We start from the raw sequence: 24918 nt of genomic DNA on the forward strand, positions 1-24918 counted from the left end.
CCCCCGCGCCCGGCCTGCGGCGAAGCGTCTCGGCCGCTGATGTCCGTCACTTTCACGTGGTTTAATACGCGCACTTTTCAGTCGCTCAAGCGTTTTCAGGGCGGTAGGACGGGTCTGCAACAAACGCAGAATCCTTCCTCTGCCCTCTTTCAACAAGGAGTTCCCAATGCCCCATGAAGGCAGCCTGTTGCAGGCCGCAGTCGTGTTCCTGCTCGCCGCCGTTCTCACGGTTCCTCTGGCCAAACGCCTGCAACTGGGCGCCGTGATTGGCTACCTGATCGCGGGTGTGATCATCGGCCCGTCTTGCCTCGGCCTGATCGGCGATCCACAAAGCGTCGCGCACATCTCCGAGCTGGGCGTGGTGCTGCTGTTGTTCATCATTGGCCTGGAGTTGTCGCCGCGACGCCTCTGGACCATGCGCAAATCGGTGTTCGGTGTCGGCATGGCACAAGTGCTGCTGACGGGGGTGGTGATTGGCGCCGTCGCGTTGCTGGGCTTCAATCAGCCGCTCAACAGCGCCGTGGTGCTCGGCTTGGGGCTGGCGCTGTCGTCGACCGCCTTTGGCCTGCAAAGCCTGGCCGAACGCAAGGAGCTCAACGCGCCCCACGGTCGCCTGGCCTTCGCTATTCTGCTGTTTCAGGACATCGCGGCCATCCCGCTGATTGCCCTGGTGCCGATGCTGGCCGGCGGCTCCCACGATGCCAGTTCCGGCGATTCCCTGCGTCACGGCCTGCAAGTGCTCGGCGGCATCGCCATTGTGGTGGTCGGCGGTCGTTATCTGCTGCGGCCGGTATTCCGCATCGTCGCCAAAACCAAGCTGCAGGAAGTCTCCACGGCGACCGCGCTGCTGGTGGTGATCGGCACGGCGTGGCTGATGGACCTGGTGGGCGTGTCCATGGCGCTGGGGGCGTTTCTTGCCGGCCTGCTGCTGGCGGACTCTGAATACCGCCACGAACTGGAAGCGCAGATCGAGCCGTTCAAGGGCCTGCTGCTGGGGTTGTTCTTCATCAGCGTCGGCATGGGCGCCAACATCGGCCTGCTGATCAACTCGCCGTTCACGGTGCTGGGCCTGACGCTGTTGCTGATCGGCCTGAAGTTGCCGCTGCTGTTTTTCGTCGGTCGTCTGGCGGGCGGGCTGGGCAAGCAAAGCGCGCTGCGTCTCGGGCTGGTCCTGGCGGCGGGCGGTGAATTTGCTTTCGTGGTGTTCAAGATCGGTCGCGATCAGGGCCTGTTCGATGCCGCGTTGTACGACACGCTGGTGCTGACGATCACCTTGTCGATGGCGCTGACGCCATTGCTGCTGCTGGCCCTGTCGCGCTGGCTCAAGCCCAAGACGGTGATCAAGGAAGTGCCGGCAGAGTACAAAGAAATCGAATCGGACAACCCGCGCGTAGTCATCGCCGGCATGGGCCGGATGGGGCAGATCGTTGCGCGTATCCTGCGCGCGCAGAACATCCCGTTCATTGCGCTGGACACCTCGGTGGAAACCATCGAGTTCACCCGCAGCTTCGGTAATGTGCCGGTGTTCTACGGCGACCCCCTGCGTCCGGAAATTCTGCGCGCGGCGAAGGTCGACCAGGCCGAATATTTCGTCATCGCCACGGACGACCCGGACACCAATATCAAGACCGCCGAACTGGTGCGCAGGCTGTACCCGCACATGAAGATCATCGCCCGGGCCCGTAACCGGCAGCACGTTCACCGCTTGCTGGATCTGGACGCCGAAGCGGTACGGGAGACGTTCTATTCAAGCCTGGAAATGACCCGCCGCACGCTGATCGGACTGGGCCTGAGTGAAGCTCAAGCGGCCGCACGCATCGATCGATTCAAGCGTCATGACGAACAAGTGCTCAATCGCCAGCACCTGATCTACGACGACGCCGCGAAGGTCATGCAAAGCGCGCTGGAAGCCCGGACTGAGTTGTCCGAGCTGTTTGAGTCTGACCGGATGGACGAAGAGGCGAGTGATGCGCAGCCTGCGGTGAAGGTCAAGAAGTAGACCAAGCGGAATTTCGACGTGCAAGATCAGGCCCATGCCACGATCAACGGCGCATGGGACCTTGTGGGAGTGAGCTTGCTCACGAAGGCAGTGTTTTGGCCGCCGGAAATGTGGAGCGAACACCGGCCCTTTCGCGAGCAAGCTCGCTCCCACACGTTATGCGGTGCGGGTGAAAACTCCCGGCCACTGCCCGCTTGTGTGGTTGAGCCTTCTGAAGAAGGCTCAGCTCTTCAGCCCATGACTTCGCTCAGCGGAATAAAGTTGAGCAGGTCGCCCTCCGCCACCGTTGTGCCTTCCACAATCTCGATCAGCCCGTCGGCCCAGGCGGCGCTGCGCAGCACACCCGAGCTCTGATTGCGGTAGGCAACCAGCCTGCCCTGCTCAAGGCGTCCGCGCAGGTACTCGCGCCGGTTCCCCGGTTTGGTCCAGCTAAATGCAGCAGGCACCTGAAACTGCAGCGGCTTGACGGCCTGCACGCCCAGGCGTCTGAGCAGATAGGGCCGTGCCAGCAACGCGAAGGTCACCAGCGTCGACGCTGGATTGCCGGGCAGACCGATCACCGGCACGCCACGGAAATGGCCGAAGGTCAGCGGTTTGCCGGGTTTGATCGCCAGTTTCCACAGCGCAATCTCGCCTTCTTCCCGCAGCGCGTGGCCGAGGAAATCCGCTTCGCCGACGGACACGCCGCCGGTGGAGAGGATCAGGTCGACATTGTTCAGGCTGCCCAGCGCTGCGCGGGTTTTCTCGAGGTTGTCAGGAAGGATGCCCGCATCGACCACTTCGCAGCCCAGTCGCGTCAGCCAGCTGCACAGCAACACGCGATTGCTGTTGTAGATCTGCCCCGGGCCCAGCGGCTGCCCCGGCTCGATCAACTCGTCTCCAGTGGACAGAACAGCCACCCGGGCGCGGCGCACGACCTGCACATGGCCGAAACCCATGGTCGCGGCCAGGCCCAGTTCGATCGGGTTCATGACCGTACCGGCGTCCAGTACCTTGTCGCCGACGATGGTTTCCTGCCCTTTCGGGCGAATGTTCTGACCGGTGCTCAACGGCTCGAGAAAGCGCACTGTCGCGTCCGCCTGGACCTCGGCGTTCTCCTGCATTTCGACGCAGTCAGCCCCCTCAGGAACCGGAGCGCCGGTGAAGATTCGCGCGCAGGTGCCCGGCTGCAACGGCTCAGGTGCCTGCCCGGCGAAAATGCGCTGGCTCACCGGCAGCGGCTCGCCGGTCCAGTCCGCGACGCGCATCGCATAACCGTCCATGGCGCTGTTCGGCCACGGCGGCAAGTCCAGCGTCGAGACCAGATCCTCGGCCAGCACGCGTCCTTGGGCATCGGCCAGCGCCACGGTTTCACGCTCGGTGATCGGCGCGGCGGCGGCGAGGTCCATCAATCGCTGCATGGCCTCTTCGACCGGCATCAGCCCACTCATTTCAGGTGCATTCATGGCAGCTCACCCGCGCGTCGCGCAGGGTTCGGCCTTCTTCAGGTGCGGCACGAAGTTGCATGGACGAAAGCTGTTGTTCAACTGGTCGGCGAGAATGCCGTCCCAGCCGGTGCGCACGGCGTTGGTCGAGCCCGGCAGGCAGCACACCAGCGTGCCATTGGCCAGACCGGCAAGGGCGCGGGACTGAATGGTCGAGGTGCCGATATCGGGCAGGGAGATCTGGCGGAACAACTCACCAAAACCGTCCACCTGTTTGTCCAGAAGGCAGGCCACGGCTTCCGGGGTGCTGTCGCGGCCAGTAAAACCGGTGCCGCCGGTGATCAGCACGACCTGCACTTCATCATCGGCGATCCAGGTCGCCACCTGGGCGCGGATCTTGTACAGGTCATCCTTGAGCAGCACGCGCTCGATCAGGCCATGACCTGCGGCGGTCAAGCGGTCGACGAACATCTGGCCGGAGGTATCGGTTTCAAAGGTGCGAGTGTCGCTGACAGTCAGAACAGCGATATTCAGGGGTACGAAAGGCGAGTCTGCCTTGGCTTTCATGGCGAGGTCCGGTTGTAGAGGAAACAGGGCGGTGTTATATCACAGCACCTGTTTTTTACCGCGCCGACCGAGCTGATCATGACCCCTACCGAAGCCCTGCCGCCCTGCTCCATCCTGCTGCTCGCCGGTGGCCAGGGCCGGCGCATGGGCGGGCGTGACAAAGGCCTGATCACGTGGCGCGACAAGCCTTTTATCGAGCATTTGTACGGGCTGGTGCGACCGCTCACGAACGACCTGATCGTTTCGTGCAACCGCAACCGCGAGCAATACGCGTGCTACGCCGACCGCCTGGTCGAGGATGAGCAACAGGACTTTCCTGGACCCTACGCAGGTATTCGCGCAGGCCTCGCCGTGGCGAAACATGATTATCTGCTGGTGATTCCCTGCGACATGCCGCTGCTGGATCGCCCCCTGCTTGATGGCCTGCGCCAGGCCGCTGCTGCGAATCCCGGCGTGCCGGTGATGGTCCGTCAGGGCGAGCAGTGGGAGCCGCTCCTGTGTTGCATTCCCACCTGTCACGCGCAGGTGTTCGAACAGCATTGGCAGGAAGGACAGCGCAGCCCGCGCCGGACCATGGCAGAATTGCGCGCCATCGGGTTGCAATGCGAGACCGACGACCCCCGTCTCGCCAACCTGAACACGCCGGATCTATTGACCGAGATCAAGCCCTGAGCGCAGCAGGCAGGTTTCATGGAACTTTGCCGTTACACTCTGCGTCAGACACATCACTAAACAAAATACCCCGGAGACACAGCAATGAAACAACGGACTCTTCCTGCCGCCTTCCTGCTCGCACTGAGCCTCGCCTCTTTGGCCGGTTGCTCTTCGCCAACGGTAATCACGCTGAACGACGGCCGTGAAATCCAGGCAACCGACGAGCCGAAGTACGACGAAGAGTCGGGCTTCTACGAGTTCAAGCAGCTGGACGGTAAAGAAACCCGCATCAACAAAGATCAGGTTCGTACCGTTAAAGAACTGTGATCTCCGCTTGATCGCGAGGGTTTGAAAAGACCGCCGCTGAAAGCAAAAGACCCGCCAATCGAGCGGGTCTTTTTTTGCCTGGAATAATCGGGCCACGCTGGGCCTGAGCCGCGTTACCAATCCAGTGTGATCCGGCTCTCGAAAACCCTTTCCTCTCCGGTCACCGGATCAATGAAGCGCAGTCCCTGGGCGAGCAGTTTGAGCGGATTGGCGTAGTCGTCCACGGCATCCTTGAGCACGTCGGGGTAGAACGGGTCGTTGCAGATGCCGGCGCCCAGAGCGGCCATGTGCACGCGCAGCTGATGTTTTTTGCCCGTCACCGGGTACAGCGCGTAACGCCAGAGCCCGCCATTTTGTTCGCTGACTTCGACGCGGGTCTCCGTGTTGCTCGGCCCCTCTCCCTCCTGCATGCGGAAGAACGGTTCGCCGTCGACCAGCCGGCTTTTGTGAACGCGCGGGAACGCCATGTCGGGCAGCGCAGGCGCGATCGCCTCATAGCGCTTGTCAATCTGCCGGGTCGGAAACAGCGCCTGATACGCCGACCGTGTTTGCTTGTTGGCCGAGAACAGCACCAACCCCGCCGTGTGCCGGTCGATGCGGTGCAAGGGCACCAGGTCGGAATTGTCGAGGGTGCGAATCAATCGCCGCAACAGGGTCTGCTCGACGTACTCGCCCGCCGGGGTGACGGGCAAAAAATGCGGCTTGTCGGCGACCACCAGATGCTCGTTGGCGTACAGGATCGACTCCTGCACCGGGATCGGCGTTTCGTTGGGCACTTCGCGAAAGTAATGGATGCGCAAGCCTTCGCGGTAACCAAGGTCCACCGCGATCGGCTGGCCGTCAGCGTCGAGCACCTTGCCCCGCGCGATGCGGTCCAGCCACTGCTCGCGGCTGATGGCACTGAAGCGCTCGCACAGGCAATCGAGCACCGTCAGCCAAGGCCCGGGCGGCAGATACAACGTGCTGGCTTGACGGTGGGCGGCGGTAAACACAGGTGCGGGCATAAACGGCTCAGAATAAAAAGGGTGATGGCGGCAGGGCTGGCATTATCTACGCCGAAGAATCTTTGCGCGACCGGGCAAATAACAGTTTTGCCGGGAGGCTCTAGCACGCGCCACACGCAAGTGCGCGACGTTATGTCGCACGGAAATCCGGCGCCAGTTGTCTGACAACCATAGGTCAGCGCTGGATGCGCAAATTGATTTGTCCTAAAATGTTTCGAAATCGGCACGCAGGCGCGAATCCGAGCGGACACGAACAGCCTCGTGATCGAAATCGAAAACGCCTGCCAGACCTGAAACTCATAAAAAGAAAGCCCGTCATCGACGGGCTTTTTTCGTTTTCAGGATTTGCACCGCGCATTAAGCGCTGCTGCCGGCCACAGATTTCCTTTCGCAACTTTTGAGGTTACGCCCATGCTGGTTCAATTCTTCCAATGGATCAAACGTCTCTCCACCGGGACTTCATCGCAGAACGATGAAAACTACTCCCAGTCCTTTTCCAACGAAGACCATGACGTGGGTCGCTGGACGTTCATGTCGGTGTTCATCGTGCTGACCCTGAGCCTGTACATCGTCGCCGGCCTGGGCTACTACGCCAAAGTGCACGTCTGGGACGGCATGACCGAGGAGCAGAAAGCCGCCGTCGCTCAAGCCATGGTGGTCGACACGCAATACCTCTGACCCGCAATCTCTGAAGCCGATGCTGAAACGGGGGTTCATGCCCTGATCACGTGTGCTTCAGCCGCTCAGAAACAGCACGACCTGATCGGTGTCGAACGGCCAGTCCAGTTCGGCACCGGTGTCTGCCCGCCTCAGCACGGGAATCCTCAGACCATAGGTTTCGTAGTCCGCCTCGCGCTCGGCGATGTCGACCAGCTCCACCATCAAGCCGTGCTCCACCAGCGGCATGAGTACGGCCTCGGCCACCTCGCACAAATGACACCCCAACGTTCCGAACAGCTGACATTCCGGTGGCATGGATGGGCCCCTCTGTGGCTGGGATTCCAAGGGTTGGATCGACAAGTCTAGAACCGGCCGCCGATACCGTCGAGTCCCCGCACGCGTCCTGATGTTCTTCGAATCGCCCGCCCACACTGGAGCGCGACGTTCGGCGAGTGCACCGGAACAGCGCAGAACCGCTGCAGACGAAACGGTGGCTCAGTTCACGCGATTGGAATGAACCTTCAGGAATGCGCCATACTCGAAACCCCATATCGTCATCCCCTAAGGAGAAAACCATGGCTCGACCTACAGCAGAAAAAGCCCAGGACATTTTGATGTCTGACTTCCAGACGCTGGTTGCCGATACGGAAAAACTGCTGGCGCACACGGCCTCCCTGGCCGGTGAACAGGCTGACGAGCTGCGTGAGCAGATTCGCGAAAGCCTGCTCCGTGCCCGCGAGACCCTCAAATTGACCGAAGAAACCCTGCGCGCACGGGGCAAGGAAGCGGTCATCGTCACTGAGGACTATGTTCAGAACAATCCATGGCAATCGGTAGGCATCGCAGCTGGCGTCGGCTTTCTGCTGGGCCTGCTGGCCACCCGGCGCTAACGGCCATGACGCAGCCGACAGGTCCAACCGGGACCGAACAATCCTCTTCGCCACGGCGGCTGGGTGCGGCCATTCTGGGGCTGTTGCACACCCATGTCGAACTGTTCGGCATCGAGCTTCAGGAGCAGAAAGCCCGTACCGTCAGGCTGTTGCTGTTCGCAGGCCTGGCGCTGGTTTTCGCGTTGCTGCTGCTCATCGGCCTGTCCGCGCTGCTGCTGGTTCTGGTCTGGGACAGCTATCGCCTCTACGGAATCATCGGCTTGTGCGGGTTGTACACACTGGCGGCATTGTTCTGCGCCATGCGGCTCAAGGCAGCTGTTTTCGATGAGTCTTCACCCTTCCATTCGACCCTGGAAGAACTGGCTAACGACCGCGAGCGACTGATGCCATGAGCACACCTCAATTGCCCCAGACCCACAATCGTCGCGAGCTGCGCAAAGCGCTCATCCGCCTGCGCATGGAGATGCACCGTCAAGAGATCCGTCAGGAATCCTCGCGATTGATGCATCCCCTGCAACGCATGCGCGGCATGGCCTCTGACCTGCCCGGCTCCCTCGGCATCAAGCATGGGCCGCTGTGGGGCGTCGGCGTCGTCACCCTGCTGGGATTTCTCACTGGCAAGGGCACGCGCAGCAAAAAAACCGGCAGCGTCACCCGGCTAATCAAGTTCAGCGCAACCGTTTTGCCGTTGATCAAAATGGCCCTGCAGAACTCGTCCCGCCGTCGCTAAACGCCTTCTGGCTGCATTCTTGCTAACAAACCCCGCCTTGCCCGATATGCGTATCGGGTGAGGCGACGGTGCTTGTCGAACGAGAACCCGCAGCCAATCCCTCGCCAACGCCACCCCACTCAATCGCCACTAAGGAGGCCATGTGTTCGATGGGCAACCCCTCGCCTGTTTTCAGCCGTTCATCGACACCGCGACCGGCCGCATCGCCGGCATCGAAGCCCTGGGCCGCCTGCGCCAGGCGGATGGCAGCCTGCAATCGGTCGGCCCACTTTTTGCGGATCCGCGGCGGCCGGCCGTGCAATTGAATCGGCTGGACCGGCAGGTTCGCGACAATGCCCTGAGCCGTTTCCATGAGGCGCCCGGCGACTGGTTCCTCAGCCTGAACATCTCCCCGCGCTGGATCAGCCGCCTGCGCCCCGATGAATCGCCACCCAGCCTCAAACAGCTGCAGAGCTATGGGATCCCCGCAGAACGGATCGTTTTCGAAATCACTGAATTGAGCGGCGACGGGCAGCGCCTCAATGAGGTAGTGGCCCGCTACCGCGACGCCGGCGCACGCATCGCCATCGATGATTTCGGCGCCGGCTATTCGCAGCTGGACCGGGTGCTGGCGTTGCAACCCGACATTCTCAAGCTGGACATGCGCCTGTTTCAGGCCGCAGCCCGGGGCGGCCCCAGCAGCGATGTGGTCAAGGCCCTCGCGCAGATGGCGGAGAAAACCGGGTGCTGGATCATCGCCGAAGGCGTCGAGACAGAAGCCGAACTGGACTTCGCCCTCGAATGCGGCTCGCGTTATGTCCAGGGCTATCTGTTCGCCCCGGCGCAGCTGGATTTCTTCGCAGCCGATGCGTTCGTCGACCGCTTCGCTGCCCTGCGCGATCGTTACGTGATGAAGAAAGTCGCCGAGCGGGAGCAGCTGATGACCCTGCGCAGGCAACTCACGCAATTGATGTCCCGGCTGCAGCGCTGGGCCGAAGGCAATGCGTCGCTGAGTGATTTGCCCCAGGTCACGGACTTCCCGTGGCTGTTGCGCTTTTATCAGTGCGACCGCCACGGCACGCAGCTCACGCCCAATCTGGAATGGCGCAACGGGGCCTGGACGGCGGACGCCCGGTATCTGGGCCATAACTGGTCCTGGCGGCCCTACTTCTATCACCTGCTCGCCGAGGGCTGGCACGAGCGGCGCCTGACGCTGTCGAGCACCTACCGCGACGCCACCAGCAATCAGTACTGCCTGACGGCCGGGCAGTTCTTCGACAACGGCGAGCGACTGTTGCTGATCGATGTCGACGCGGCCGGGTTTTGATGAGGCTTCTTGATCCCGCATCGGCGATCTTGTGCTTGCAGCGTGCGGGACGAACCGGGAAGCTAGCGCGGTAATCACCCGACGGAGTACCGGCCTTGGATTGGCAAACCCTGCTCACCCGCGAGCGCCTTGGCAAGACCCTGCACAGCCCTGAAGAATTGGGGCGCAGCCCGTTCCACAAGGATCACGACCGGATCATTTTCTCCGGGGCCTTTCGCCGTCTCGGCCGCAAGACTCAAGTTCATCCGGTCACCAGCAACGACCACATCCATACGCGCCTGACCCACTCGCTGGAAGTCAGTTGCGTCGGCCGCTCGCTGGGCATGCGCGTCGGCGAAACCCTGCGCAGCGCCCTGCCCGACTGGTGTGACCCCAGCGATCTGGGCATGGTCGTGCAATCGGCCTGCCTGGCCCACGACATCGGCAACCCGCCGTTCGGCCACTCCGGCGAAGACGCCATTCGCAACTGGTTCAAACAGGCCGCCGGCCGTGGCTGGCTGGACGCGATGAGCGAGGTCGAGCGCAATGACTTCCTCAATTTCGAAGGCAATGCCCAGGGCTTCCGCGTCCTGACTCAGCTGGAATACCACCAGTTCGAGGGCGGCACGCGGCTGACCTACGCCACCCTGGGCACCTACCTGAAATACCCGTGGACGGCGCGTCACGCCGACTCGCTGGGCTACAAGAAACACAAGTTCGGTTGCTACCAGAGCGAGCTGCCGATCCTGGAGCAGATCGCCGGCAAACTCGGCCTGCCGCAGATCGAGGACCAACGCTGGGCCCGGCATCCGCTGGTGTACCTGATGGAGGCTGCTGACGACATCTGCTACGCGCTGATCGATCTCGAAGACGGCCTGGAAATGGAGTTGCTCACCTACGACGAAGTAGAGTCGCTGCTGCTGGGTCTGGTGGGCGATGACCTGCCGGAGACCTATCGCCAGTTGGGACCGAATGACTCGCGGCGTCGCAAGCTGGCGATTCTGCGGGGCAAAGCCATCGAGCACCTGACCAACGCCGCCGCCCGCGCGTTCGTCGAACAGCAGGACGCGCTGCTGGCCGGCACACTGCACGGTGATCTGGTCGAGCACATGCACGGGCCGGCCAAACGCTGCGTGCTCAACGCCAAGGACATGGCGCGCAAGAAGATCTTTCAGGACAAGCGCAAGACGCTCCACGAAATCGGCGCCTACACCACGCTGGAGATCCTGCTCAATGCGTTCTGCGGCGCGGCACTGGAGCAATTCGGCGGGCATGACCTGTCGTTCAAGAGCCGGCGCATTCTCGATCTGCTCGGCAATAACGCGCCCGACCCGAGCTGGCCGCTGCACACGTCCTTTCTCCGGGTCATCGATTTCATCGCCGGCATGACCGACAGCTACGCCAGCGAAATGGCCCGTGAAATGACCGGGCACTCCAGCCCCGTCTAGCGGCGCCTTTAGCCGTCGCGCCTTTTCGAAGGCGCTGGCAAAAGCCCGAATCCGACCCTGAATCAGGGCCCGGATTCGGGCTTTTCTCGTTGGGCCTTCAGGCAATCCAACAGCAACTTCGGATATTTCCTACACAACCGTCGGAATGCCCTTATCGCTGGTCGTACATCCCTGCCGAATAATCCGCGCCATTCCGAGCCTTGGGACAACTCGACCCATTACCTCCCGAAGACACCGCTCGCCCTGCGAGCGCGCCGCCAGCCCGCCTTCAAACAGCGGCGCTCACTTCCCCTACGTCTGGAACCGCCGATGTTCACTAAAGATTTCCGAATCCTGCTGGTAGAGGATCATCCGTTTCAACTGATCGCCTTGCAGATCCTGCTGAACAACCATGGCCTGTACCGCATCACGCCGGCGCTCAATGCCAGCGAAGCACTCGGCGCCATGGAGCGCAGCGCCGAACCCTATGACCTCCTGCTCTGCGACCAGCGTCTGCCCGGTATGTGCGGCCTGGAGCTGATACAGACGGCGAACCAGCGCGGCTTGATCCAGCGTGCCGTCCTGCTCAGCGGCCTCGATGCCGATCCGCTGGCCACCCTTGAGTCGGAAGCCAAAGCGATGGGCCTGCCATTGCTGGGGTGCCTGAGCAAACCGCTCAACACCCTGGAGCTGATCAGTCTGCTGTCCACACCCGCGTAATGTTCGCTTGCAGGCCGGTCTTTCCCTGTCTGTGTCAGCACTCATCCAGGCCAATGCCGAGTGCGCATTTCTGACGTGCCGTTGATATCCGGCAAGCGACGTATTTAAAAATGTAGGCACAGTTTCGCGAATGTGTAGGGTTATTCCGATTGGAAATAAACACCCGCGTTTAAATGCATTTAATTCAAGGGTAACTGCAGTTACGTATTAAACATTCATGACCGCTGCGTGCATCCATGTACGCACATACGCTTATTTCTGTAGGAACATTCCTATATAGCGCTTCGGGCATGATCTCCTTATGTGCGCCTTGAACATCTGAGATAAGGTGCGCGCTTTCTTGCCACCCGTTATGGATTCATCATGAACTCAATTTTTATTATCGACGACCACCCGGTCATACGCATGGCCATACGTATGCTTCTGGAAAACGAAAATTACGAGGTGGTCGGAGAGACCGACAACGGCGTCGACGCCATGCAGATGGTCCGTGAATGCATGCCCGACCTGATCATCCTCGACATCAGCATCCCCAAGCTGGACGGGCTCGAAGTCCTCGCCCGCTTCAACGCCATGAACCTGCCCTCGAAGATTCTCGTACTCACCGCTCAGGCGCCGAGCCTGTTCGCCATCCGATGCATGCAGTCGGGGGCCTCGGGTTATGTGTGCAAGCAGGAAGACCTCAGCGAACTTGTCAGCTCGGTAAAAGCGGTATTATCCGGCTACAATTACTTTCCCAGTCAGGCCCTTGCCGCGTCGATCAAAAAAGAGGGTGACCCCAACGAGCTTGAGCGCTTCAAACTCGTCAATGACCGTGAACTGATGGTGTTGCAACTGTTTGCCCAGGGGCGGACAAACAAGGAAATCGCCAAAGGCATGTTCCTCAGCAACAAAACGGTCAGCACTTACAAAACCCGATTGATGCAAAAACTCAAGGCCAAGACTCTGGTAGAACTTATCGAGATGGCAAAACGCAATTCGCTAGTGTGAGAGACAGGATGCCAAAGGCGTTAAAGGACTATTGGATAGCAGCCGTGATGGTCTGCGTGGGCTTCGATACCCAGGCAGATCCCCTGGCACCGGAACGCTACACGCTGCTCAGCCGCTCCAACCCTGCGCACATGGACGTGACGCTGGAGCGCGCCCAGTGGCAATGGGTGCGCAACAAGCGCGAACTGGTGGTCGGCACCTCCGCGCCGGACTACCCGCCTTTCGACATGACCCTGACCGGGCACGACTACGAAGGCTTTACCGCTGATTACGTCGGCATTCTCGGGCGCGTACTCGACCTGCCGGTCAAAGTCCTGCGTTTCGCCAGCCGCGACGAGGCGGTGCAGGCGCTGAGCAAAGGCGAAATCGACCTGCTGGGCAGCGCCAACGGCTATGAGGCGGCGTCGCGCGGGATCGTGCTGTCCACGCCCTACGCCGTTGATCAGCCCGTGCTGGTGACCCGCGCCGGAGAAACCCGGCCCTTGAGCGGCGACCTCAACGGTTTGCGCCTGAGCATGGTTTATCACTACCTGCCGCCGGAGGAAATCGCCTCGCTGTATCCCAAGGCGCGCCTGCAGACCTTCCCCTCCTTCCAGAGTGCGATCAACGCCGTGGCCTTCAACCAGGCCGACGTGTTTCTGGGGGACACGATTTCCACTCACTACGTGATCAACAAGGGCTATCTGAACAACGTGCAGATGGCCAATTTCGGCAAGCACGAGGCAAACGGTTTCAGCTTCGCGGTGGAGGCGTCCAACCCGGTACTGCTGGACATCGTCAATCGGGTGCTCAAGGGCATTCCGGTGGAAGAGCGCATCGCCATTTCCAAACGCTGGGGCGCCGGCAGCGACCTGATGCTGACCGACCAGAAGCTGCAGCTCAATCAACGGGAAGAACGCTGGATCGCCCAGCACCCGATCGTTCGCGTGGTGTTCAACGAAGCCTACGCGCCGCTGACGTTCTTTGATGCGGCCGGCAATTTCAGCGGCGTCACCGCCGATTTACTCGAACTCATCCGCCTGCGCACCGGGCTCACCTTTAAAGTCAGCCATGCCGCCAGCATGAACGACATGACCAATCAGTTGAGCCAGGGCCAGGCCGACCTGATCGGCGCGATGATCCCCAGCGAAGAGCGCCAGAACCGCTTCAATTTCAGCCGCCCCTACATGGACAACGTGTTCGTGCTGGTCACGCGCAAGGAAACCTCGGCGCCCTCCAATCTCGATCAACTGGACGGCAAGCGGGTGGCGCTGGCCCTCAGCAGCCCGATCCTGCCCTTCCTGCGCGACCACCACCCGGGCATTTATCCGGTGGAGGTCGACAACCCGGCCCAAGCCCTGGACATGCTCGCCCACGGCCGGGCAGAGGGCGCCATCACGTCGCTGTTCAGCGCCAGTTATTTTCTGTCCTCCCGGGCGTTGAACGACACGCTGCAGATGCGCGTGACGGTCGGGCAGGAACCGGCGCGCATTGCCATGGCCACGTCCCGCAATGCCACCGAGCTGACCTCGATTCTCGACAAGGCGCTGTCGAGCATCGCCCCGGAAGACCTGGCCGCGATCAACAATCGCTGGCGCACCTATACCCCGCCAAGCAGCGGCGCGTGGCACGACTATGAGCTGTTGATCTATCAAATCATCGGCGGCGCCAGCCTGCTGCTGCTGGGCTCGCTGGCCTGGAATGCCTGGATGCGCCGGCAGATCAAACAGCGCGAGCGAGCCGAGCGGGCGCTCAACGACCAGTTCGAATTCATGAGCGCGCTGGTCAATGGCACGCCTCATCCCATCTACGTCCGCGACCGCGATGGCCTGCTGCAAATGTGCAATGAAAGCTACCTCGCCGCCTTCGCCGCGCGGCGCGAGGAGGTGATCGGCGAAAGCATTCTGGACGGCATATTGAGCGACACTGAAGAGGCCTTGGGCTACGTCGAGGATTACAAGCGTGTCATGGCCGAAAACGAGCCTCTGATTCTGGATCGCTCGCTGCACATTGGCGGCCGCGAGCTGACGATCTACCACTGGATCCTGCCGTTCCGCGATTCCCTCGGCAAAGTGCAAGGCATCATTGGCGGCTGGATCGACATCAGCGAACGGCGGCAATTGATCGAGCAGCTGCAGACGGCCAAGGAGCTGGCGGACGATGCCAACCGCGCCAAAAGCACCTTTCTGGCGACCATGAGCCATGAGATCCGCACGCCCATGAACGCGGTCATCGGCATGCTCGAGCTGGCCCTGAAGCGTGCCGACCATGGACATCTGGACCGCCCGGCCATTGAAGTGGCCTACAGCTCGGCGAAGGATTTGCTGGAGCTGATCGGCGATATTCTCGACATCGCGCGCATCGAGTCCGGCCGATTGAGCCTGAGCCCCGAGCGCGCCAATCTGCGCCAACTGGTCGAATCCGTGGTGCGGGTGTTCGACGGTCTGGCCCGGCAAAAAAGCCTCACGCTGGCCCTGGATCTGGACGCGCGAACCAACACGGACGTGCTGATCGACCCGCTGCGTTTCAAGCAGATCCTTTCCAATCTCATCAGCAATGCCATCAAATTCACCGAAATGGGTCAGGTCAAGATCAGCCTACAGACCGAAGCCGGCCGCAGCCCGCAGCAAATGCGCGTGCAGGTGGTGATTCACGACAGCGGCATCGGGATCACCGAGCAGGACCAGCAGCGGCTGTTTGCGCCCTTCGCCCAGGTCGATCAATCAGGGCAGCTGGCGCGCACTGGCGTAGGGCTGGGTCTGGTGATCTGTCGCAGTCTGTGCGAAATGATGGGCGGAAACCTGACGCTGAGCAGCCGTCCCGGGGATGGCACGCGAATCGAGATGACCTTCGAATTCACTACCCTGGAGCCGCTCGATGCGAAAAGCATTGCCCGCGAGGCGGCGCCCCACGCCTCGGGCCAGCTGCACATTCTGATCGTCGACGATCACCCGGCCAACCGCCTGCTGCTGTTCGAGCAACTGTGCTTTCTCGGGCACCGTTGCGACATGGCGCTCCAGGGCGCCGAAGCCCTGGAGCGCTGGCGTGCAGAGCGTTTCGATCTGGTGATCGCCGATTGCAACATGCCGGTCATGAACGGCTACGACCTGACGCGGGCCATCCGCCAGCTGGAGCAAACCGAGGCACGTCCGCGCTGCACCGTGCTGGGCTACACCGCCAATGCGCAGCCGGAGGAAAAGCAACGCTGCCGTGATGCCGGCATGGATGATTGCCTGTTCAAACCCATCAGCCTGACCGCGCTGAACGACCGCTTGAGCAAGGTCATGCCGCTGCGAGCCTCGTCTGCGCCGGGCATGCTGCCCGCCGTGCCCGTTCAGCCGCCCCAGGCGGTGTTCGACCCGCACGCCATCGAAGCGCTGACCGGCGGCAGGGCCGACATGAACGAGCGGTTGCTCGCTCAACTCATCGCCAGCATTCATCAGGACCGTGCCGAGCTGAACGCGACCACGCACCCGGAGCAGCTGAAAGACATCGGCCACAAGGTGCGCGGCGCCGCGAACATCATTTCCGCGACGGCTGTCATCGAGGGCTGCGAAGCGCTGGAAGCGGCCTGCGAGGCCGAAGCGCCGGCCGCCACTATCGGCGAGCGGCAGTCAGCCCTTTATGAGGCGATGGGCGCGCTGGAGCAGGCGTTGGTGGCTTATCGCGGGAAAGCGCTCGTGCCCCAGGCGGGGCCGCAGACATGATGCTGATGCCGATGACCGCCGCTGATTTTCAGGCATTTGCTGCCCGCTCGGTCGCCGGGTATGCCCGGGATATCGCGCGCACCTACGGACTGCCTGAAGCGCTGGCCTTCAAAAGCGCCAGCGCTGACTTCAACGACCTGTTGGCGGAGGGTCTGGACACCGAGGGGCATTGGTTCTACTGCCTATGCATCGACGAAGGCGTTGAGGTGGGCAGCCTGTGGGTAGGCGTCGTGGAGGACCCGCCGTTGCCGGCCAGGCTGTTCATCTACGACCTGGAAATTCATCAGGCCTTCCGACGTCAGGGCCTGAGCCGGCAGGCACTGAGCGCCGTCGAAGCGTGGGCCATCGAGCGCGGTATACGGCGTCTGGAGCTCAACGTATTTGCTGACAACCATGGGGCGCGGAGGCTGTACGAAACGTCGGGGATGGCTGTCTGTGAAATGACCATGGGCAAGGATTTATTGCCCGCCGATGTGTGCCCCGTTCAGACCGGCCCGGTAGCAGAATCGACGCTGCCGTAGGGCGCCAGGTGCTCGCTCAGGTATTTCAGCAGAATGCTCACTTTCGGCAGCGCCTCTCGGGTTTTCAGCCAGACCAGATTCATCGGCAGTCCATCGGTGGCAAGCTCCGGCAGCACTTCAACCAGCCGTCCTTCGTTGAGGTGGGTTTGCACCAGCCAGGTTGGCAATTGCGCGATGCCATGCCCGGCCAGCGTGGCCGATACTTCGCCCTCCCCGTCGCCGACGGCAATCCGCGGATGAATGACGCGCCGCTCCTGATCCCCCGGCACGCGCCCGCGAAAATACCAGGGCCCGACCTGCCCGTCGGACTGGCCGTAGGCGATGCAATGATGATGCTCAAGATCGGCGTCCGTCTCGGGCCGACCGTGCTCGGCGATGTAACTCGGCGCGGCGCAGAACACCAGTCGTTGAGCGCCGATGAAACGATGCCCCAACCCCGCCGCCCATGCATCGCGCCCGCCGATTCTGACCACAATATCGATGCCTTCATGCACCGGGTCGATGAACCGGTCGGAGAACGAAATGTGTGGCTGCAGCAGTGGGTATTCCCTGACGAAGTTGAGGATCAGCGGCAACACATGGAGACGTCCGTAGGAGGCCGGCAAATCGATCCGCACCCGGCCATGGGGCTCATGCCGCTCCGATGCGAGGGCCAGCTCGGCTTCTTCGAGGTCAGCCAGCACGCCGCTGCAGGTGGCGTAGAACTTCACGCCGGCTTCGGTGAGGGCCAGGCGGCGCGTGGTGCGATTGAACAAGCGCTGGCCCAATCGCTGCTCCAGGCGGGCGATGCTTTTGCTGACCGCCGATGCCGTCAGGTTCAGCTTCAATGCGGCGTTGGCGAAGCTGCCGAAATCGGCCACGGCCACAAATACATCAATGCCCTTGAGACGCTCGGATGAGAACACGGCGATTACCATTGCTGAACTGAGTTCGCGATAGTAAGTCATTTATGTCGCGGATGAGAACTCACATCTCCAATAGGCTATGGCAACGTCCATTGGAGCTTCTTCTATGCAACCTTCACATTCCGCAACGGCCTCTGCGCCGGATGCCTCGTCCCGATCAGGGATACAAATCCTGATCATGGCGATCGCTGCATTCATCATCGTCACCACTGAATTCCTCATCGTCGGCCTGCTTCCGGCCATGGCCAAGGACCTGGGCGTATCGATCGCCGTGGCTGGCCAGGTGGTGACACTGTTCGCCTTTACCGTGATGTTGTGCGGGCCGTTCCTCACGGCAAAACTGGCGAGTGTCGAGCGCAAGAAACTCTTCACCATCATCCTGCTGGTGTTCGCCGCTTCCAACGTGCTGGCGGCGCTGTCCACCAATATCTGGGTCATGGCCCTCGCGCGCTTCATTCCGGCGCTGGGCCTGCCTGTGTTCTGGGGCACCGCCAGCGAAACTGCCGGGCAACTGGCAGCACCCGGCAAATCGGGTCAGGCGGTGTCGCGGGTCTACCTGGGCATTTCCGCCGCCCTGGTGTTCGGTGTGCCGTTGGGGACCGTCGCCGCCGACACCCTCGGCTGGCGCGGCAGCTTCTGGGTCCTGGCCGTCATCTCGCTGGTGATCGCCATCCTGATGCAACTGTGCATGCCGACCTTGCCTTCCTCCCCTGCCAAGCACGGCGAGAAGCAGACCGACATCCTGAAACAGCCACGCTTCCTCGCCCACGTGTTGCTGTCGGTGCTCGCGTTCACCGCGATGTTCACGGCTTACACCTATCTGGCCGATATCCTCCAGACCCTGGCCGGCGTTCCGACCAATCAGGTCGGCTGGTGGCTGATGGGCTTCGGCGCGGTCGGCATGATCGGCAACCAATGGGGCGGAAAGTTGGTCGATCGCAGCCCGCTGGGCGCGATGGTGCTGTTCCTGGTGATTCTGAGTATCGGCATGGCCGCCGCCATTCCATTGGCCACGGACCATATCTGGCTGATCGCCGCGCTGGTCTTATGGGGCGTTGCGTACACCGCGCTGTTTCCGGTGTGCCAGGTGCGCGTGATGCAGGCCGGTGCCAAGGCTCAGGCACTGGCGGCGACCATGAACATTTCGGCGGCCAACGCGGGCATTGGCTTGGGTGCGATTTTTGGCGGGCTGGGTATCGGCCACTTCGGACTGGGGTCGCTGGGCTGGATCGCGACCGGGATCGCCGCCCTGGCGATTGTGGTTGCGCTGTTGATGATGCGTAAGCGTTAAGGACTTGGTCTGGCAGTGAAGCGATGTTGGGTTGCTGTCTTGCCAGGCAGAACACGCAGCATCGGGATGCCGCTTTTTGAGCGCGGCATCCCGAATCTGCCAATGAGAAGAACCGGTCACTCAGGTGACGACGCTTTCCCTTCCCGCGCCGCCAGAATCCGCGGCAGGTTGTCTTCGATCCAGGTGGTCAGCCCGTCCATCTGCAGGGCGACCTCCTCGCCCATCGCCGTCAAACGGTATTCGACGTGGGGCGGCACCACCGGCAGCGCTGTGCGGTCGACAAACCCATCCTGTTCCAGGCACTGCAGCGTCTGCGACAGCATCTTTTCGCTGACGCCGCCGATCTTGCGCCGCATTTCACTGAACCGGTGCATGCCGTCCAGCAACACCACCAGCACCAGCACGCCCCAGCGGCTGCACACATGATTGAGGATTTCCCGCGACGGGCAGTCCCGGGCCAGCACCTCTCCGGTACGAATACGCTCGAGCAGTGAGACGGAGCCTACAGAGGGCGAAGCAATATCGTTCATGACACTTACCTTTTCGTACGTACTTACGAAAGGTTAGCACGGTGACTATGCTGATCGCTCAATCAACTTCGTTCGGGAATCATCATGATCGTCATCACCGGTGCATCAGGTCAGCTGGGCCGCCTCGTCATCGCTCAACTGCTCGAAACCGTGCCTGCCTCGCAGATCGTCGCAGCGGCCCGTGATCCGGGAAAAGTGGCTGACCTCGCCGCCAGGGGCGTGCAGGTTCGCCAGGCCGATTACGCGCAGCCGACCACTCTGGACCAGGCCTTTGCAGGCGCCGAGAAAGTCCTGCTGATCTCGTCCAGTGAAGTAGGCCAGCGGGTCGCTCAGCATCAGGCGGTGATCGACGCGGCCAAACGCGCGGGCGTGAAACTGCTGGGTTACACCAGCGTGCTCCACGCCGATACCTCGGCGCTGGGCCTGGCAGAAGAACACAAGCAGACCGAGGCGGCCCTGGCGCAATCAGGCGTTCCGGCGGTGGTGCTGCGCAATGGCTGGTACCACGAAAACTATACGGCCGGCGTTGCCCACGCGGTGGAGAACGGCGCCCATTACGGCAGCGCGGGTGAAGGCCGGATCAGCTCCGCCGCCCGGGCAGACTACGCAGCGGCAGCGGCCGTCGTACTGACATCCACTGAGGATCAGGCGGGCAAGGTCTACGAGCTGGCCGGCGACGAGTCCTACACGCTGAAGGAATTTGCCGCTCAAATCGCGCAGCAATCCGGCAAGCCTGTCGTCTACACCGATCTTCCCGAGGCCGATTACAAGGCTGCGTTGCTGCACGCCGGGCTGCCGGAATTCGTCGCCGAGTTGCTCGCCAACTCCGATGCCGCTGCGGCCAAGGGTGCGCTGCTCGACGACAGTCGCCAGTTGAGCCGCCTGATTGGCCGGCCGGCCGCTCCGCTGTCGGCCAGCATTGCCGAAGCGCTGCACCGGTAACCTTCGCTGCCGCCTCGCAGTTGCACGCGGGCGGCGCGCCAGCACGGGCACTGAATGATTTGCGCCCCCCAGGGTCGAAACCAATGACAGCGCACCACGCGCTGGCCAAGGAGTTTCGAATGAACAGCAAATCGCTCATTGCCGGTCTGGCGATTCTGGGTAGCGTTTCCGTTGCAAGTTTCACGGTCCAGGCCGCCAACGCAACGGAGCCGACCATTCAACCTTCCCGAGACAATATGCGGGAGCTCGAAGTCGGCAGCCGTTCGCCGCAGGAATTCCAGCGTCCGGACGCCGCGATCAAGGACTGGAAAGCCAAGGGTCTGGAAGAACCGGCCAAAATGAGCCAGTGGACGCGCATCCACGACAAATACGTCGAAGTGCAGACCACCAACGGCCAGATCACCAAGATTGTCCCGATCGAAAAATAAGTCGGGGCACTGACCCAGCGCGTCGGGTCCATGTGGCGCGCACCAGGTGAAAGAACCTATACGGACGACCAAAGGAATTCCCATGAACATCAAAAAACTGATGGCTTGCGCGGCAGTGGTCACTTGTCTGAGCGGCACCAGCTTCGCGGCGATGGCGCAAACCCCTGCAACCAAAAGCGTGCAGGCGGAACACACCAATGAACAGTACAAGGTCGGCGACACCACCCATGACCTGTACAAAGACGAGCGCGTCGGCGTCAAGGACTGGCAAGGCAAGGGCCTGACCGCGCCCAAGGAAGGCACGCAGTGGGTGCTGATCAGCGATAAATATGCGCTCATCAACATGGAAGACGGCAAAGTGCTTGATATCGCGCCGGGCAATCTCAAACCGCTGAAAAAGTAATTGCCGACGTAACGCCCACCGTGCCCGACATCCCTCGGGCACCGCTTTGCCTTCCCCCTCATCCAAACACTCGCCCCCTCTTGCCACGGCTGACAAGAAAGGTTGCACCCTAACGATTGCGCCCTCTACTCTGCGGCTCTTGTTTGTTGCGCCATAGGCCCGGGTTCGATGTCTTCCGTCTTGAATGTCTTGTTGCCCATCTTCGCCCTCATCCTGGTGGGCTACCTCTGTCGCCGCACCAACCGCCTCGGACCGACCGCCGCCTCTGAAATCAACCGAATGGTGGTCTGGCTGTGTTTGCCGGCACTGCTGTTCACCGCCACTGCCCACGCCACCTGGGCGCAGATCTGGCACCCGGGTTTCGTGCTGACCTTCACCCTGTCGACTATGGCGATGTTCGTCATTACCCTGCTGCTGCGGCGCCGGAAGGCCGGCCATTTCGCCGATGCCAGCATCGACGCCCTCAGCGCCTCCTACGCCAACACCGGCTACATCGGCATTCCGCTGTGCGTCATGGTGCTGGGGCAGGACGGCCTGGAGCCGGCGCTCATCGCCTCGTTGCTGGTGGTCTGCGTGGTGTTCGGCATCGCTCTGGTGTGCATCGAAATCGGGTTGCAAAGCGAGGCCCGGGTGCACCGCATCGTGCTCAAAGTGCTGCTGGCACTGGCGAAAAACCCGCTGGTGGTCTCGCCGATACTGGGCGCCTGCTGGGCGTCGACCGGCATGGCATTGCCGGGCGCGCTGGATAAATTCCTCAGCCTGCTGGGTGCCGCGACGACGCCCTGCGCGCTGATTTCCCTGGGCCTGTTTCTCGCTCAGAAACAGCAAGGCCCCCGTGAGGGCACGACGCTGCTGGTGCTGATCAAGCTGATTGCTCACCCGCTGCTGACCTGGTTTCTGGCCTTTCGGGTCTTTCACCTGCCGCCGCTGTGGGCCAACTCTGCCCTGCTGTTGAGCGCTCTGCCCACCGGCACCGGGCCGTTCATGCTGGCCGAGTACTACAAGCGCGAGGCGTCGGTGGTGTCGAGCACGATTCTGATCTCGACGCTGGGCTCGCTGGTGACGCTGTCGCTGTGCATCTATTACATCAACGGTTGACGGGCTGACGTCGGGGATGAGCTCGGGCATACATTCAGGCACTAGATGGGTGCGTCAAAATGAACAAGCTGGATTTGCTGAAAACCTTCGTCAGGGTCGCCGAGCTGTCGAGCTTCACCCACGCCGGGGACGCCTTGGGCCTGCCGCGCTCGACGGTGTCGGAGCATGTGCGCAGCCTCGAAGAACTGCTCGGCGCACGACTGCTCCTGCGCACCACGCGCAAGGTGCAGGTGACCCCCGATGGCCAGGCGCTGTATGAGCGCAGCAAGGATGTGCTCAGTCAGATGGACGAGCTGGAAGGCCTGTTCCGCCAGGACAACTCGGCGCTCAGCGGGCGGCTGCGGGTGGACATGCCCACCGCCATTGCCCGGCGCCTAGTGATGCCACGGCTGGGTGAATTCCTTGAGCGGCACCCGCTGATCGAGCTTGAAATCAGCAGCACCGACCGGCGCGTCGATCTGATTCGCGAGGGCTTTGATTGCGTGCTGCGCATTGGCGCGCTGCCGGATACGCCGCTGATCGCGCGCAACGTCGGCCTGTTCGGGATGATCAACTGCGTGAGCCAAGGCTATGCCGAGCGTTTTGGTATTCCGCAGAATCTGGAAGAGCTGCAGCAGCATCGGCTCATCAACTACGCACCGGCTTTCGGCGCTGCCGAATCGTTATTCGAGTATTGCCGCGAGGGCAAGGATTTCCATGTGTCGATGCCCTGCAGTGTGACGGTGAACAACATCGAAGCCTACGAGGCGGCGTGTGTCGGCGGGCTCGGGATCATCCAGATTCCGCGCCTGGCTGACGCTTACCAGCAGCAACGCGGCGCCTTGATCGAAATCCTCCCCGAGTACCGGCCAACGGCGATGCCGGTGTCGCTGCTCTACGCCCATCGCCGCCATCTGCCCCAGCGGTGCCGGGTGTTCATGGATTGGCTGGAGCAATTGCTGGGGGAATATGGGGTGATGTCGAAGGGCTCGCGGGGGCGGCGTTAACAGGCTGGTAGGACCGGCTTTAGCCGGGAACGCATCGGCGAAGACTCCGCAAAAATGATGTCGTTTGCACAGGCCTCTTCCCGGCTAAAGCCGGTCCCACAGGGATCGCGTTGATCCAGCGGACCGGTTGAGTCTCTCCTGCCTGCCATCACTTCAACGCCGCGACCACCGCATCGAAGAAGGCCATCGGGTCGATGGGCTCTTTGTCCACCGGCTTGGGCTGCGCGCCGAAGGTGACGATCACCACATTGTTGGCCGGGTTAACGTAAATGTTCTGTCCCTGGATGCCGACTGCGGAATAGGCGCCGTCCTTCACAGAGGGTGCGGTCCAGGCCGTCCACCACATATAACCGTAATCCAGACTCTTGCCGCCCTTGAGGGTGGTCGGCAGCGTCGCCTCCCTGACCCAGCCATCGGGCAGGATCGAAGTGCCGTTGATCTTGCCGTCGTTCATGAAGAACAGGCCGAAGCGCCCGTAATCCCGCAGGGTGGCGCTGATGCCGCTGCCGCCGATCTCCACGCCGTCAGGGGAGTCCAGCCACCAGGTCGCGTCGCTTTCCATGCCGAACGGCTGCCAGATTTTCTTCGACAGGTACTCGGCCAGCGGCATCTTCACCGCGCCCCGCACAATCTCGCCGAGGACCTGGGTTTCTCCCGTACTGTAGTTGTTCACCGTGCCGGGTTCCGCTGCGCGCGGCAGGCTCGCCATCAGCGCCATGGCCGAATGGGGCTGCTGGGAAATCTGCGCCTTGAGCAACGCCCGCCGATCCGACGCCGGATCGGTGTAGGTCTCGTTCCACTTCACCCCCGAGGACATCATCAGCACGTTGCGCACGGTGACCCCTTCGTAGGCGCTGCCTTTGAGGGCCGGCACGTAATCGACCACTTGGGCGTCAAGCCCCTTGATCAGGCCATCCTTGATTGCCGCCGCGGTCAGGGTCGAGGTGATGGATTTGGCCATCGACATCGACATCCAGCGGGTTTTCTCGGTGTTGCCGCGCTGATAGGTCTCGAAGACGATCTTGCCGTCCTTGATCACCAGTATCGCGGTAATACTGTCCAGCGCCACGCAGTCGTACAGGTCGTACTTTTTGCCCTCGACGGTGAAGCGCACGTTGGGCAGTTGTCGCTCCGACTTCGGCAGTGCATAGGGATGATCGCCCGCCTGGATGGTGTGGGTGGGAAACAGCCGGCCGATATTGCGATAGGTGCTGACCGCCAGGTCCGGGAGCATGGCGCCGTCGTAGATCTGTTCGACCGTGCCGATGGGTTCCTGGGCGTGGGGGTAGTCGTCTGCCCAGGCAGTGGAAACAAACGCGGCGGCGAGCAGGCCGAAGGACAGGGTCAGTGGCCGGTTGAAAGCGGCGGGACGGGAGACGGGTAAGTGCATGACGTATCCTTTTTTTGTCGTCGATGGACGCTGAAGTTCCGGCTAAAACCGGTCCGACTGA

The 24918-nt window shown here is 61.9% G+C and carries 26 protein-coding genes; 19 read left to right on the forward strand and 7 right to left on the reverse strand.

All coding sequences use genetic code 11. The features are described 5' to 3' along the window. Positions 1 to 166 precede the first annotated feature (166 nt). The gene (locus AC07RO_RS07615; protein WP_282371524.1) at positions 167 to 1999 is read left to right on the forward strand and encodes a monovalent cation:proton antiporter-2 (CPA2) family protein; all 1833 of its coding nucleotides are present in this window, start codon (positions 167 to 169) and stop codon (positions 1997 to 1999) included. Between the two features lie 230 nt (positions 2000 to 2229). Here AC07RO_RS07615 and AC07RO_RS07620 read toward each other — a convergent pair whose 3' ends face one another. Together AC07RO_RS07620 and moaB are read right to left on the reverse strand one after the other, a co-directional pair. Continuing rightward, complete coding sequence (locus tag AC07RO_RS07620; protein ID WP_495085713.1) at positions 2230 to 3444, reverse strand: molybdopterin molybdotransferase MoeA; 1215 nt, start codon at positions 3442 to 3444, stop codon at positions 2230 to 2232. A 6-nt stretch (positions 3445 to 3450) separates the two neighbouring features. Further along, a complete protein-coding gene (gene moaB / locus AC07RO_RS07625) occupies positions 3451 to 3990 on the reverse strand; it encodes a molybdenum cofactor biosynthesis protein B (RefSeq protein ID WP_122538205.1) in 540 nt (179 codons plus the stop codon). Between the two features lie 78 nt (positions 3991 to 4068). On the opposite strand from moaB, the gene mobA reads away from it, so the two are divergent. Next, positions 4069 to 4662 (forward strand): molybdenum cofactor guanylyltransferase MobA, encoded by a 594-nt coding sequence (gene mobA / locus AC07RO_RS07630; RefSeq protein WP_495085714.1) that lies wholly within the window; start codon positions 4069 to 4071, stop codon positions 4660 to 4662. 84 nt (positions 4663 to 4746) lie between these two features. Continuing rightward, positions 4747 to 4971 carry a YgdI/YgdR family lipoprotein gene (locus AC07RO_RS07635; protein ID WP_074887297.1) on the forward strand — a complete coding sequence of 75 codons (225 nt, stop codon included), beginning with the start codon at positions 4747 to 4749 and terminating at the stop codon, positions 4969 to 4971. A gap of 113 nt (positions 4972 to 5084) precedes the next feature. On the opposite strand, the gene AC07RO_RS07640 is transcribed toward AC07RO_RS07635, so the two are convergent. Continuing rightward, positions 5085 to 5975, reverse strand: coding sequence for a pseudouridine synthase (locus tag AC07RO_RS07640; protein WP_495085715.1), 891 nt, complete (start codon positions 5973 to 5975; stop codon positions 5085 to 5087). Positions 5976 to 6386: 411 nt separating this feature from the next. On the opposite strand from AC07RO_RS07640, the gene AC07RO_RS07645 reads away from it, so the two are divergent. Continuing rightward, the gene (locus AC07RO_RS07645) at positions 6387 to 6653 is read left to right on the forward strand and encodes a hypothetical protein (protein ID WP_192172009.1); all 267 of its coding nucleotides are present in this window, start codon (positions 6387 to 6389) and stop codon (positions 6651 to 6653) included. 57 nt (positions 6654 to 6710) lie between these two features. Here the strand turns inward: AC07RO_RS07645 and AC07RO_RS07650 are convergent, their stop codons facing one another. Next, entirely contained in the window at positions 6711 to 6950 is a 240-nt protein-coding gene (locus tag AC07RO_RS07650) for a glutaredoxin family protein (protein ID WP_282371516.1), read from the reverse strand. Positions 6951 to 7210: 260 nt separating this feature from the next. Between AC07RO_RS07650 and AC07RO_RS07655 the strand changes: the two genes are divergently transcribed. The 9 genes from AC07RO_RS07655 (at position 7211) to AC07RO_RS07695 (ending at position 16884) form a co-directional block, all read left to right on the forward strand. Continuing rightward, entirely contained in the window at positions 7211 to 7525 is a 315-nt protein-coding gene (locus AC07RO_RS07655; protein ID WP_065991492.1) for an ElaB/YgaM/YqjD family protein, read from the forward strand. A gap of 5 nt (positions 7526 to 7530) precedes the next feature. Next, a complete protein-coding gene (locus AC07RO_RS07660) occupies positions 7531 to 7917 on the forward strand; it encodes a phage holin family protein (RefSeq protein WP_192172011.1) in 387 nt (128 codons plus the stop codon). After that, positions 7914 to 8255 carry a hypothetical protein gene (locus tag AC07RO_RS07665; RefSeq protein ID WP_192172012.1) on the forward strand — a complete coding sequence of 114 codons (342 nt, stop codon included), beginning with the start codon at positions 7914 to 7916 and terminating at the stop codon, positions 8253 to 8255. Before AC07RO_RS07660 ends, AC07RO_RS07665 begins: the two co-directional genes overlap by 4 nt. 142 nt (positions 8256 to 8397) lie before the next feature. Beyond that, positions 8398 to 9561, forward strand: a complete 1164-nt coding sequence (locus AC07RO_RS07670; RefSeq protein ID WP_495085716.1) for an EAL domain-containing protein — start codon at positions 8398 to 8400, stop codon at positions 9559 to 9561. A 95-nt stretch (positions 9562 to 9656) separates the two neighbouring features. Then, positions 9657 to 10988, forward strand: a complete 1332-nt coding sequence (locus tag AC07RO_RS07675; protein WP_192172014.1) for a deoxyguanosinetriphosphate triphosphohydrolase — start codon at positions 9657 to 9659, stop codon at positions 10986 to 10988. Between the two features lie 309 nt (positions 10989 to 11297). Continuing rightward, positions 11298 to 11687 (forward strand): response regulator, encoded by a 390-nt coding sequence (locus AC07RO_RS07680; RefSeq protein ID WP_192172015.1) that lies wholly within the window; start codon positions 11298 to 11300, stop codon positions 11685 to 11687. Between the two features lie 363 nt (positions 11688 to 12050). Beyond that, complete coding sequence (locus AC07RO_RS07685; protein ID WP_065991486.1) at positions 12051 to 12677, forward strand: response regulator transcription factor; 627 nt, start codon at positions 12051 to 12053, stop codon at positions 12675 to 12677. An 8-nt stretch (positions 12678 to 12685) separates the two neighbouring features. Continuing rightward, entirely contained in the window at positions 12686 to 16363 is a 3678-nt protein-coding gene (locus AC07RO_RS07690) for a transporter substrate-binding domain-containing protein (protein ID WP_495085717.1), read from the forward strand. Further along, entirely contained in the window at positions 16360 to 16884 is a 525-nt protein-coding gene (locus AC07RO_RS07695; RefSeq protein ID WP_495085718.1) for a GNAT family N-acetyltransferase, read from the forward strand. The genes AC07RO_RS07690 and AC07RO_RS07695 overlap by 4 nt, the downstream gene beginning before the upstream one ends. Here AC07RO_RS07695 and AC07RO_RS07700 read toward each other — a convergent pair. Continuing rightward, a complete protein-coding gene (locus AC07RO_RS07700) occupies positions 16848 to 17789 on the reverse strand; it encodes a LysR family transcriptional regulator (RefSeq protein WP_282371568.1) in 942 nt (313 codons plus the stop codon). The genes AC07RO_RS07695 and AC07RO_RS07700 overlap by 37 nt on opposite strands. Positions 17790 to 17895: 106 nt before the next feature. On the opposite strand from AC07RO_RS07700, the gene AC07RO_RS07705 reads away from it, so the two are divergent. Continuing rightward, on the forward strand, positions 17896 to 19080 hold the full coding sequence (locus AC07RO_RS07705) for an MFS transporter (RefSeq protein ID WP_192172018.1): 1185 nt from the start codon (positions 17896 to 17898) through the stop codon (positions 19078 to 19080). Positions 19081 to 19196: 116 nt separating this feature from the next. On the opposite strand, the gene AC07RO_RS07710 is transcribed toward AC07RO_RS07705, so the two are convergent. Then, entirely contained in the window at positions 19197 to 19610 is a 414-nt protein-coding gene (locus AC07RO_RS07710; RefSeq protein ID WP_495085719.1) for a winged helix-turn-helix transcriptional regulator, read from the reverse strand. 84 nt (positions 19611 to 19694) lie between these two features. On the opposite strand from AC07RO_RS07710, the gene AC07RO_RS07715 reads away from it, so the two are divergent. The 5 genes from AC07RO_RS07715 (at position 19695) to AC07RO_RS07735 (ending at position 23467) form a co-directional block, all read left to right on the forward strand. Further along, the gene (locus AC07RO_RS07715) at positions 19695 to 20552 is read left to right on the forward strand and encodes an SDR family oxidoreductase (RefSeq protein ID WP_495085720.1); all 858 of its coding nucleotides are present in this window, start codon (positions 19695 to 19697) and stop codon (positions 20550 to 20552) included. A gap of 119 nt (positions 20553 to 20671) precedes the next feature. Continuing rightward, entirely contained in the window at positions 20672 to 20980 is a 309-nt protein-coding gene (locus tag AC07RO_RS07720; RefSeq protein WP_192172021.1) for an RcnB family protein, read from the forward strand. A gap of 82 nt (positions 20981 to 21062) precedes the next feature. Next, on the forward strand, positions 21063 to 21383 hold the full coding sequence (locus AC07RO_RS07725; RefSeq protein WP_282371509.1) for an RcnB family protein: 321 nt from the start codon (positions 21063 to 21065) through the stop codon (positions 21381 to 21383). Positions 21384 to 21551: 168 nt separating this feature from the next. Continuing rightward, positions 21552 to 22481, forward strand: coding sequence for an AEC family transporter (locus AC07RO_RS07730; RefSeq protein ID WP_423574379.1), 930 nt, complete (start codon positions 21552 to 21554; stop codon positions 22479 to 22481). A 59-nt stretch (positions 22482 to 22540) separates the two neighbouring features. Next, the gene (locus tag AC07RO_RS07735) at positions 22541 to 23467 is read left to right on the forward strand and encodes a LysR family transcriptional regulator (protein ID WP_495085721.1); all 927 of its coding nucleotides are present in this window, start codon (positions 22541 to 22543) and stop codon (positions 23465 to 23467) included. A gap of 148 nt (positions 23468 to 23615) precedes the next feature. Here AC07RO_RS07735 and AC07RO_RS07740 read toward each other — a convergent pair whose 3' ends face one another. Continuing rightward, complete coding sequence (locus AC07RO_RS07740) at positions 23616 to 24857, reverse strand: serine hydrolase domain-containing protein (RefSeq protein ID WP_495085722.1); 1242 nt, start codon at positions 24855 to 24857, stop codon at positions 23616 to 23618. Positions 24858 to 24918 lie beyond the last annotated feature (61 nt).

This window comes from Pseudomonas sp. GW821-FHT07F05 (assembly GCF_059418765.1).

Coding starts and splice junctions, on each gene's coding strand:
- AC07RO_RS07650 (WP_282371516.1), bottom strand. CDS start 6,950: ATGCCACCGGAATGTCAGCTGTTCGGAACGTTGGGGTGTCATTTGTGC.
- AC07RO_RS07720 (WP_192172021.1), top strand. CDS start 20,672: ATGAACAGCAAATCGCTCATTGCCGGTCTGGCGATTCTGGGTAGCGTT.
- AC07RO_RS07615 (WP_282371524.1), top strand. CDS start 167: ATGCCCCATGAAGGCAGCCTGTTGCAGGCCGCAGTCGTGTTCCTGCTC.
- AC07RO_RS07705 (WP_192172018.1), top strand. CDS start 17,896: ATGCAACCTTCACATTCCGCAACGGCCTCTGCGCCGGATGCCTCGTCC.
- AC07RO_RS07710 (WP_495085719.1), bottom strand. CDS start 19,610: ATGAACGATATTGCTTCGCCCTCTGTAGGCTCCGTCTCACTGCTCGAG.
- AC07RO_RS07620 (WP_495085713.1), bottom strand. CDS start 3,444: ATGAATGCACCTGAAATGAGTGGGCTGATGCCGGTCGAAGAGGCCATG.
- AC07RO_RS07635 (WP_074887297.1), top strand. CDS start 4,747: ATGAAACAACGGACTCTTCCTGCCGCCTTCCTGCTCGCACTGAGCCTC.
- AC07RO_RS07740 (WP_495085722.1), bottom strand. CDS start 24,857: ATGCACTTACCCGTCTCCCGTCCCGCCGCTTTCAACCGGCCACTGACC.
- AC07RO_RS07725 (WP_282371509.1), top strand. CDS start 21,063: ATGAACATCAAAAAACTGATGGCTTGCGCGGCAGTGGTCACTTGTCTG.
- AC07RO_RS07735 (WP_495085721.1), top strand. CDS start 22,541: ATGAACAAGCTGGATTTGCTGAAAACCTTCGTCAGGGTCGCCGAGCTG.
- mobA (WP_495085714.1), top strand. CDS start 4,069: ATGACCCCTACCGAAGCCCTGCCGCCCTGCTCCATCCTGCTGCTCGCC.
- AC07RO_RS07690 (WP_495085717.1), top strand. CDS start 12,686: ATGCCAAAGGCGTTAAAGGACTATTGGATAGCAGCCGTGATGGTCTGC.
- moaB (WP_122538205.1), bottom strand. CDS start 3,990: ATGAAAGCCAAGGCAGACTCGCCTTTCGTACCCCTGAATATCGCTGTT.
- AC07RO_RS07715 (WP_495085720.1), top strand. CDS start 19,695: ATGATCGTCATCACCGGTGCATCAGGTCAGCTGGGCCGCCTCGTCATC.
- AC07RO_RS07645 (WP_192172009.1), top strand. CDS start 6,387: ATGCTGGTTCAATTCTTCCAATGGATCAAACGTCTCTCCACCGGGACT.
- AC07RO_RS07730 (WP_423574379.1), top strand. CDS start 21,552: ATGTCTTCCGTCTTGAATGTCTTGTTGCCCATCTTCGCCCTCATCCTG.
- AC07RO_RS07680 (WP_192172015.1), top strand. CDS start 11,298: ATGTTCACTAAAGATTTCCGAATCCTGCTGGTAGAGGATCATCCGTTT.
- AC07RO_RS07655 (WP_065991492.1), top strand. CDS start 7,211: ATGGCTCGACCTACAGCAGAAAAAGCCCAGGACATTTTGATGTCTGAC.
- AC07RO_RS07695 (WP_495085718.1), top strand. CDS start 16,360: ATGATGCTGATGCCGATGACCGCCGCTGATTTTCAGGCATTTGCTGCC.
- AC07RO_RS07685 (WP_065991486.1), top strand. CDS start 12,051: ATGAACTCAATTTTTATTATCGACGACCACCCGGTCATACGCATGGCC.
- AC07RO_RS07660 (WP_192172011.1), top strand. CDS start 7,531: ATGACGCAGCCGACAGGTCCAACCGGGACCGAACAATCCTCTTCGCCA.
- AC07RO_RS07640 (WP_495085715.1), bottom strand. CDS start 5,975: ATGCCCGCACCTGTGTTTACCGCCGCCCACCGTCAAGCCAGCACGTTG.
- AC07RO_RS07665 (WP_192172012.1), top strand. CDS start 7,914: ATGAGCACACCTCAATTGCCCCAGACCCACAATCGTCGCGAGCTGCGC.